Origin of the sequence: Paenibacillus darwinianus (genome assembly GCF_000598065.1) — a bacterium.
Classification (GTDB): Bacteria; Bacillota; Bacilli; order Paenibacillales; family Paenibacillaceae; genus Paenibacillus_I; species Paenibacillus_I darwinianus.
This window is the reverse complement of sequence record NZ_KK082151.1, coordinates 20,052-29,906: the sequence shown is the minus strand read 5'-3', so window position 1 is coordinate 29,906 and position 9,855 is coordinate 20,052. Positions and strand designations below refer to the sequence as shown.

The 9,855-nt window shown below is 53.3% G+C and carries 7 protein-coding genes; all 7 read right to left on the bottom strand.

Going from position 1 to position 9,855, the window contains the following annotated elements; genetic code table 11:
* Nucleotides 1-93: sulfurtransferase TusA family protein (locus BG52_RS15310; RefSeq protein ID WP_144340754.1), on the bottom strand; the 93-nt coding region annotated here is incomplete at its 3' end.
* Nucleotides 94-108: 15 nt separating this feature from the next.
* Nucleotides 109-1,257 (bottom strand): MBL fold metallo-hydrolase, encoded by a 1,149-nt coding sequence (locus tag BG52_RS06935; protein WP_036667020.1) that lies wholly within the window; start codon nucleotides 1,255-1,257, stop codon nucleotides 109-111.
* Nucleotides 1,258-1,290: 33 nt separating this feature from the next.
* A complete protein-coding gene (locus BG52_RS06930) occupies nucleotides 1,291-1,875 on the bottom strand; it encodes a sulfurtransferase TusA family protein (RefSeq protein WP_036667019.1) in 585 nt (194 codons plus the stop codon).
* 472 nt (nucleotides 1,876-2,347) lie between these two features.
* Complete coding sequence (locus BG52_RS06925) at nucleotides 2,348-4,396, bottom strand: copper-translocating P-type ATPase (protein ID WP_036667017.1); 2,049 nt, start codon at nucleotides 4,394-4,396, stop codon at nucleotides 2,348-2,350.
* Nucleotides 4,397-5,138: 742 nt separating this feature from the next.
* On the bottom strand, nucleotides 5,139-5,342 hold the full coding sequence (locus tag BG52_RS06920) for a cold-shock protein (protein ID WP_036667016.1): 204 nt from the start codon (nucleotides 5,340-5,342) through the stop codon (nucleotides 5,139-5,141).
* 304 nt (nucleotides 5,343-5,646) lie between these two features.
* Nucleotides 5,647-6,972 carry a 2-oxoglutarate dehydrogenase complex dihydrolipoyllysine-residue succinyltransferase gene (gene odhB / locus BG52_RS06910; protein WP_036584036.1) on the bottom strand — a complete coding sequence of 442 codons (1,326 nt, stop codon included), beginning with the start codon at nucleotides 6,970-6,972 and terminating at the stop codon, nucleotides 5,647-5,649.
* A gap of 16 nt (nucleotides 6,973-6,988) precedes the next feature.
* Nucleotides 6,989-9,855, bottom strand: a 2,867-nt coding sequence (locus BG52_RS06905) for a 2-oxoglutarate dehydrogenase E1 component (protein WP_036667012.1), incomplete at its 5' end; no start/stop codon positions are given.

The window sequence follows — 9,855 nt, the reverse complement described above, 5'->3', positions numbered from 1 at the left end:
TCCGGTTTGCAGGCCATCCAGCGCTTTTTTCGCCTTCACAATCGGCATCGGGCACGCCATTCCTTTGGTATCAACAATCACATCTGGTTGCATTCGATAATTCCCTCCTTATTTATCGTGAACCGCGCAGCGGTTTGGACCAATTTCCATTTCACGTTGTTCTTCGTCAGTCGGTTGAATTTTGCCCATGTTGGTCTGACGTATTTCTTGATACGCGTTGGGCTGCGGCGGTAAATTTTCCGTTACCGTACGTCTAAACTCCGCTTCATCCCGGATGTTTAACCCTGGGTTCTTTTGATACAAGTCTCCCAAACGGGCAAATACTTTTCCGCTGTCACCAAGTTCGGAAACCTTTCCGAAGTGAGCGGGAAGTACGATTAAATCGTTCGACAGTTCTTTATACCGGTTATACAGTGTGTTGCGAAGATCTCCGACCCAATCCTCCGCTTTACCCGCCAAGTCGGGACGCCCGATGGATTCGATGAATAAAATATCGCCCGTCAGCAAATATTGATCGTCTACAATCAAAGATGTGCTGCCAATCGTATGACCCGGCGAATATACAGGTTGAATGTTGATTTTTGTATTTCCTACTGTTATTGCATGACCTTCATCAAGCTTTGAGTAATTGAAAACGACCTCCTCCGCATCTTTCGGAGGCAGCCAGTAGGTTGCTCCAACTTTATCGGCTAATGTTCTCCCCCCGGATATATGGTCAGCGTGAAGGTGGGTATCAATGGTGTGTTTGATCTGGAGCTGGTTTTCTTGTGCAAAGCTTTCAAACACATCGGTCATTCTGAGCGTGTCCACCATGGCCGCTTCGCCATTGGAAACGACCATATAGGAGAGGCATCCCTTGCCGATCCGGACAAACTGGTAAATCGAACCTCCGTCTTTCAAATCGCCGATTTTGACGGGCTCCAAATGTTCGCTCCAAGACTTCATGCCGCCTTGCAGATAAAAAACATGGCTTCGTCCGGCTTCCACAATCTGTTCAGCTACAAATTGCGATGACCCTTCCTTTGCACAAACAACCAGCACTTTTTTACCATTTGGAATTTTATCGAGCGCGGGGTCCGCTCCGTCCAACAATTCAAAATACGGGATATTGATGACTTCAATACGTTCCCCTTCAATTTTCCAGTCGTTAAAATCACTTTCATTGCGAACATCCAGAATAAATAGTTCTTCCTTATTCAACACGATTCGTGTCAGTTCTTTTGCAGTCATCATCCGTAAATCAGTTCCAGTTGTCATCTTTCAATCCTCCCTATATTTGAACGTAGGTTTTTATTGATTTTTTTCAATCGGACCGGTCCATCCGGACATGCCAGGCACGACGTTTTTTACATGCTTAAAGCCTTTCTCAGATAACAGCTGGCAGGCCAAATCGCTTCGAGTTCCGGTTCGACAAACGACTTGAATTTCCTGGTCAGGATCCAGCTCATTTAGACGGTTTTCTAAATCCCCCAACGGAATGGAAATCGCTCCCGGTATTCGGTGAAAAGCATATTCCGCCGGCTCGCGTACATCCAAAACCGTCAGCTTTTCATTGGCTTCCAGCTTTTTCTGTAGCTCCTCATTGGTCAAAATATGCGGAAACTTCACTTCTTCCTTAACTTCGCTCGGATTCGCTTTACGAAGGTAATGTTTCAACACTTCTCCTTCGTGAATCGTTCCTAGATATTGATGGCCGGTGTTTTTGGCCCAACCTTGAATATCTGCCAATGAGCCTTTATCTGTAGCTTGAACCTCGATAACTTGACCGGAATTCAATTGATCCATGGCCTTTTTCGTTTTAACAATAGGCATTGGACAAGCAAGCCCTTTGCAATCCAGTGTCAGATCAGCTTGAACCGCTGATGGTGTCGACATTTTCCATAACCTCCATGTTTGTTATTTACGGCACCTTCTCCATTCCCAACATTTCACTAATCGTCCACGTTTACTTTAGTTTATCCATTAAGGAAACTTTCTCCCCCAATATACATATACCCGTAAATGTATTTAAGTATCAATTTTTTTTCGCACTCCTGTTCATGTCAAAATATCTATCCAAATTTTAATTACGGTTGCTGTGATCAGCCCGGCAAGTATCCACTGGCACTGATTGCAGAAACTTCTTGTGCTGTAAACGCGTAAATCTAATACTCATACCCCTATGGGTATTATCATAAGTGATATTTTGCCTTGTGTCAACCATTATGCCCGATCGTTGAACGTCGGGGAGTCGCCCCATGAAAATAAGCGCCCGTTTCTTGAGGAAACAGTACGCTTATTACTCCATAATTACAAAAGAGGATCTGGGACAGTTACCGCGAGACTACGGTCGTACGCATAACGCATCCTATACCTTCAACAGTTTGGCATTAATCGCCACGACAATCGTGCTGAGGGACATGAGCACCGCTCCCAAAGCGGGATTTAACAGAATTCCTGCCCCATATAATACGCCGGCTGCCAATGGAATCGCAACGATGTTATAGCCGGTTGCCCACCATAAATTCTGAATCATTTTACTGTACGTTTTTTTGGATAATTCGACAATGGAAACCACGTCCTCCGGATCGCTTCTCACCAGGATAACATCGGCCGTTTCTATGGCTACATCCGTTCCGGCACCAACCGCAACGCCAAGATCCGCTTTAGCCAACGCTGGAGCGTCGTTCACCCCATCGCCGGTCATGGCCGCCCGATATCCCCCGATTTGAATTTCAGCGATTTTGTTCGCTTTTTGATGCGGAAGGACTTCGGCATAAATCTCATCCAGTTCAAGCTTGCTTCCCACCCATTCCGCTACCTGCTTATTGTCGCCGGTCAGCATCATCGCTTGAATCCCGAGGTTTTTCAATTTGTCTATCGCGTTCTTGGCGCTTTCCCTGACTTGATCGGCTAAGGCAATCATACCCGCGAATCGATCGTCGATTATCGCGAACACAACCGTTTTTCCCTCGGAAGAAAGCCGGCGGTAGTCTTCAGTCGAATACGGAATATTCTCCTGATTCATATAACCGGGACTTACGACTTTAACGTCCTTGCCATCGACTATCCCTTTAAGTCCTTTACCGGTCATCGCTTCAAACGACTCCGGCCGGGACAGCGTAATGCCGCGTTTTTTAACCTCTTCTACGACCCCTTTGGAGATCGGGTGTTCAGATTGCGCTTCCAGCGCACCGACAAGGGACAGCAATTCATTTTCAGTAAAGTCGGCGGCCGGATAAATGTCGGTAATCCCGAATTTACCTTGTGTCAACGTACCGGTTTTATCGAATACGACCGCATTTAACTTTCGCGCTTCCTCAAAGGCGGTGCGGTTTCGAATCAACAATCCTTTTTTGGCGGCAATCGATGTCGAAGTGGATACGACTAGAGGAACAGCAAGCCCAAGTGCGTGCGGACAAGCGATAATCATAACGGTGACCATCTGCTGCATGGCAAAATCAAAGCTGTAACCCATGGACAACCAAGCGATAAGTGTAATCAAACCGGCAGCCAATGCAATATAAAACAACCATTTGGCAGCGCGGTCCGACAAATTCTGAGTTTTGGATTTTGATTCTTGGGCTTCTTTAACCAACGAGATGACTTGAGACAAATAGCCTTCCTCACCGGCATTCTGCACCGTGACCGTCAAAGCGCCTTCGCCGTTGACGGCGCCTCCGATTACTCGGTCGCCCTGACTTTTAACGACCGGAACGGACTCGCCCGTAAGCATCGATTCATCCACCGAGGATTGCCCGTTCGCAATGATGCCATCAACGGGAACACGCTCACCCGGTTTAATCAAAATGGTTTGCTGCGGCAACAGCGACGAAACGGCGACTTCCTTCGTGACCCCGCTCGCTGTAACGAGATGCGCTTCCGAAGGAATTAATTTGACCAGCTCTTCAAGCGCGCCGGAAGCCCCCATAACGGACTTCATCTCGAGCCAATGACCCAGGAGCATGATGACGATCAGCGTAGCCAATTCCCAGAAAAAATCCGCACTCGTCAGTCCAAACACAAATAGCGAGCTGTAAACGTACGCAACAACGATGGCCAGAGAAATTAATGTCATCATGCCGGGCGCCTTTTGCTTCAATTCACGAAAGGCACCGGTCAAGAAGGGCGCACCGCCATAAAAGAAAACAAAAGAAGAGAGGAGAAAGAGAATCACCGTGTCATAGGAGAACCGCCAATTCACACCGAGAAACATCTGGATCATCGGTGAGAGCATGAGGATTGGTACCGTCACGATCAGGGAAATATAAAACCGTTTTTTAAAATCGTCGACATGGTGGCCGTCATGCTTGTCCCCCGTGTGGGAGTGGCCGGCATGCTTGCCGCGGCCGGGCGATCGGTCCGCCGTATGATTCGAAGCATGATCGTGATGTCCTTTACTATGATCTTTGATCATTACATTCACCTCTGGACTGTGAAATAGATTCTACCCATCGCTTCCGTATTGTTTCCAGTTACAAAGATCATATCCTCACTCGAAATGATCCCTTAGATAAAATACTACATAACGTAGTATACATACCCGTATTCACGCAAATAAAAACCCCGTTGTCTTCGTCAAATTTTACTCATCCGCTTTTTAAAACGATACAATAGAAATACGGCTCGAATCAGAAGATCGATCGCGATCGACAGCCAAACGCCCGCAATCCCCATGCCAAAATAAATACTCATGATGTAGACGCCGGCGACTCTCACCAACCACATGCCGATGGCGGTGCTGTACAAGGGACTTTTCGTATCGCCCGCACCCTGTCAGCATGCCGTAACTATAAGCATCTTTGGGACGGTTTGGCCCAAGGCTTTGTCCGACAAGCGTCGTTGCGGCAATCGCCAAATCGTAACCGGGCATATAGGAAAATATTCATCGGGGTTTTCGTATCGCCCGCCGCTCTCAAAATGCTGCCGAAAATCGTCATCAACGAAATAAACACGGACGGCACAGCTATTGGAATGGGCTAACCTGTTAGCATCTCCTTTCCAACTGATCATACCCCCTTGGGGGATATGTTAACGGTTTGCCTGAACGAAAACTGCCTAAAATTTAGATTGATTTTGGGCGACGGGGCCATAAAACTCAACGCAAAAACCGCCTGCAAGTCATGAAACATGACTCACGGGCGGTTTGTTCTGGCGACTTACAGTTTAACTACATTCTCGGCTTGCGGGCCGCGATTGCCTTGTGCAATCGTGAATTGCACGCGTTGACCCTCTTCCAGCGTCTTAAAGCCGTCGCCTTGAATGGCGCTGAAATGCACGAATACGTCGTCGCCGTCGTCCACTTGAATAAAACCGTAACCTTTTTCCGCATTAAACCACTTTACTGTACCTTCCGTTTGCATGCTTTCGTACCTCCTGCGTATGCTGTAAGCTTGCCGAGCAGAAAAACATCCGTTTCCGATTCCGTCGATTCTTCGTCAGGTATTCTCAAAAGGCTCCGTTCTTTGCGAACAAATACAACGAAAGCCCTGCCTCTCTTCCATCCTTGCGGCTCCGATGACCGCGCCAGTACGAATTTGGACATTGCAAAGCAATTATTCAAGCGTATTAATTATAACAATTACCCTGTCCAAAAGCAAGCCGCCGCACCGCCCCCTTGGGGCCGCTTGCGCGATCTCAAGCGTGTCGATAAATCGGCTCGCCTGCTCATCCTTCCAGCAAAAGCGCTTCCGGGTCCTCAAGCAACTCTTTAACCGTGACAAGAAACCGCACCCCCTTGCTTCCGTCCACGATCTGATGATCGTATGAAAGCGCGATATACATCATCGGCCGGTTCTCCATCCGCTCTTCGTCGATCGCCACCGGGCGAAGCTGGATTCTATGCATGCCGAGAATGCCGACCTGCGGCGTGTTCAGAATCGGCGTAGACAGCAGAGAGCCGAATACGCCTCCGTTCGTAATCGTGAACGAACCGCCCTGCAGATCGTCCAGCTTAAGCGAATTGGATCGCGCTTTGGCTGCCAACTCCCCGATCCTCCGTTCGATTTCCGCGAAGCTCAGCCGGTCGGCGCCCCGAACAACCGGAACCACCAGCCCTTCCTTGGCGGCTATGGCAATCCCGATATCGAAAAACTTCTTGATAATGACCTCGTCGCCGTCAATTTCGGCATTGAGCAGCGGTTGGGCTTTAAGCGCCCCGATGACGGCCTTGGTAAAAAAAGACATGAAGCCCAGACCGACGTCATGCTTCTCCTTGAACGAGTCTTTCCTCCGCTTGCGCAGCTCGATAATGGCAGACATGTCGACCTCGTTGAAAGTGGTCAGCATGGCGGCCGTCTGCTGCGCCTGGACAAGCCGTTTGGCGATCGTGAGCCGCCTGCGGGACATGCGTTGGCGTTCGACGGACCTGCCGGAATCGGCCCCGTTGTCTCCGCTTTGGGAAGCTTGCCCCCGGTCCCCACCGGCTACCGGCTTCTTCTCGGCAGGCATGCTGCGGTAGGAACGCACATCTTCGGAATACACGCGGCCGAACGGGTCCCGGCCCTTGACCCGCTCCAGGTCGATGCCCTGCTCCCGCGCCAGCCTTCTGGCCGCCGGAGAAGCCGACACCGGCCCGTTCTCTTCCGCTGAACGCGCGGCCTGCCGCTCCGCCTCCCGCTTCGCGATATCCTGCGGCCTTGAAGCCTTCCCCTGGTCGGGTCCGGCAACCGGAACGGCTTCCCCTGCGTGCGCGGCCACTTCACCTGCCGTCCGCGCAGCCGAGGCTGCCGCCGCGGGCGGAGAAGCCGACGCGTCGCCGCCTTCCCGGATAACCGCGACCGTCTCGCCGACGGCAACCGTATCTCCTTCGCGCTTCAGCACGGAGGCCAGCACACCGTCCGTTTCCGCGCTGATCTCCAGATTTACTTTATCGGTCTCCAGCTCAAGCAGCAGGTCGCCCGCCCGAACCGGATCTCCCTCCCGTTTCAACCATTTGGCGATCGTTCCTACGGTAATCGATTCACCCAGCTCGGGAATGGTAATATCCGCCATAGCCGAAACCCCCTTTTCACATTCGATTCTCCGTCTGCGCCGGCTTCAACGCCTCGCGCACGATAAAATGCTGCTCATAGCCGTGCACATGCTGATAGCCGCTTGCCGGACTGGAGCGCTCGGGCCTGCCGATATACCGCACAGCCGCACCTTCCGGAGCCAAAGCGCGCACATACGGCTCAGCATAGAACCATGCGCCCATATTACGCGGCTCCTCCTGCACCCACACCAGCTCCTCCAGCTTCGGGTATCGGGCAGCGATATCACTCAGCTCCTGCTCCGGGAACGGATAAAGCCGCTCAACCCGGACGATGTGAAGCGCCTCGTTTGCTTCTCCATGCGCCAGCGCATCCTCTAAATCGATGGCGATTTTGCCGGAGCAGACAATCAGACGCCGCACGTTTGCGGCATCCTCTCCCGTACCCGGCTGTTCCCATACCGGACGGAACGCGCCGTCTGTAAACTCCAAGGCCGGCGAAGCGACTCGCGGGTGGCGGATGAGGCTTTTCGGCGCCATCAGCACCAAAGGCTTTACGGCATTCGTATTGGCGGTCGCCGCCTGCCTGCGCAGCAAGTGAAAATATTGCGACGATCGCGTCAGATTGGCGACCGCCCAGTTGTCGTCCGCCGCCAATTGCAGGAACCGTTCGAGCCTGGCGCTCGAATGCTCAGGCCCCTGGCCCTCATAGCCGTGCGGAAGCAGAATGACCAGGCCGGAGCGCTGCGACCATTTGGCTCTTCCTGCCGCAATGAATTGGTCGAAAATGACCTGCGCAGCATTGGCGAAATCACCGTACTGCGCCTCCCAAATGACGAGCGCCTCGGGTGCCAGCACGCTGTAGCCGTAATCGAAGCCGAGCACGCCCGCTTCGGACAAGGGACTGTTGTATACCGCAAAGGAAGCTCGCGCCCTTGTTATCCGGTGCAGCGGACAGTCGGTCGCGCCCGACTGCGGATCGTGCAGAATCAGATGCCGGTGGGCGAACGTCCCCCGTTCCGCATCCTGTCCGCTGAGCCGGATCGGCACACCGTCCTCCAGCATCGTGGCGAACGCCATCGTCTCCGCCAGAGCCCAGTCGGCTGCGCCTCCTTCCTTCCAAGCTTCCGTCCTTCGCTCCAGTATCCGTTTCAGCTTCGGATATGCGGTGAACCCTTCGGGCCAATCGAGCATTTCAGACGTCAAGCGCTTCAGCCGCTCCAGAGGAACGGCGGTCCGTATGCCGCCATTTACGCCCTCGGCGCCCGCTTGACCGGCGTTCGCCTGCGCCGGATCGACCGTCTCGTGCTGTTTGACGGTTTCATAAGCTTGTTGCAACTTCCCACGGGATTCATCGCGAACCCGTTCAACCGTCTTCCTGTCGGTAAACCCTTGACGGATCAAAGCCTCTCCATATAATGCGGCTGCCGTGGGATGCTCCTTAACCTTGAGGTACATCAACGGCTGTGTCGCATCCGGATCGTCCATCTCGTTATGGCCGAATCGTCTGTAGCCGACCAGGTCGATCAGGAAATCTTTTTGAAACCGCGACCGATAGTCCAGTGCCATCCGCACGGCGGCCATGCAGGCTTCCGGATTGTCGGCGTTCACATGTAAAATCGGAATTTCGTAGCCTTTGGCCAAATCGCTCGCATAACGCGTCGAACGAGCGTCCTTCGTATCTGTCGTAAAGCCGACTCCGTTATTGGCGATGATATGAATTGTGCCGCCGCTGCTGTAGCCCCTGAGGCTGCCTAAATTCAGCGTCTCCGCCACGATGCCTTCGCCGGCGAACGCCGCGTCTCCATGAATGAGCACCGGCACCGCGCGGGCGCCGTCCCTCTCCGGATAACCCGCCTTGGCGCGCGTCTCCTGAGCAGCCCTGGCGAACCCTTCCACCAAAGGATTCACGAACTCCAGATGGCTTGGGTTGTCGGCCAGCGTAATCCGGACCTTGCCGGATTCCGAGCCCTGAAGCTCATAGCGCCGGCCCAGATGGTATTTGACGTCTCCCGTCCAGCCCACATTGATGCCCATTGAGCCTTCCGACGGCACGAGGTCCTTGTTGGGAGAATGATGGAACTCGGAGAAAATCGCGCCGTAAGGCTTGCCCAGCACATGTGCAAGCACATTTAGACGCCCGCGGTGCGCCATCCCCATGATCACATGCCCGGTTCCCGCCTCCGCGGCGCGCCGGACAATATCGTCCAGCATCGGCACAAGCATATCGAGCCCTTCGATCGAAAACCGCTTCTGACCGGCAAACGTACGGTGCAGAAACCGCTCGAATTCCTCAACCTGGATCAGTCGGCCAAGCAGCGACCTGCGCTCATCTGCCTCCAGCTTCGGCGGACAGCCTTCGATTTCCGCCCGCCGGACAAGCCAATTGCGCTCCTCCCGGTCGTGCACCTGAGCGAATTCGTACGCGATGCACTGGGTGTAAGCCTCTTTCAGACGGGCGATCGCTTCGGCGCCGTTACGGACATCCGGCGGCGCTTCCTCCCAGACGGACGCGGCAGGCATAGCGGCGAGATCTCCCCGCGTTAAGCCGTAAGACTCCGGCTCGAACAACCCGGTATCCGCGCGCGGCTCCAGTCGGAGCGGATCGAGATCCGCATCCAAATGCCCGTAAGCGCGAATCTGCCAGACAAGCTTGCCTGCCGCGATGGCCCGCCTGATTGCGGCCTCCCCTTCCGCCGCCTTCGGCGATGGTGGGACCTCCCGGGCAGTTGTGCCCGCTTCATACCGAATATGGTCCGCAGCTTCCTCGGCTGGCGGCGGCCCGTATTGCTTGAACAGCTCCCGGTATTCCGGTTCCACCGATTTGGGATCCTGCTCGTACTGCTCGTATTTTTCCCATATGTAGCCCAGATTGGGGCCTGCATAGCTTCGCCAAGCATCGGCTA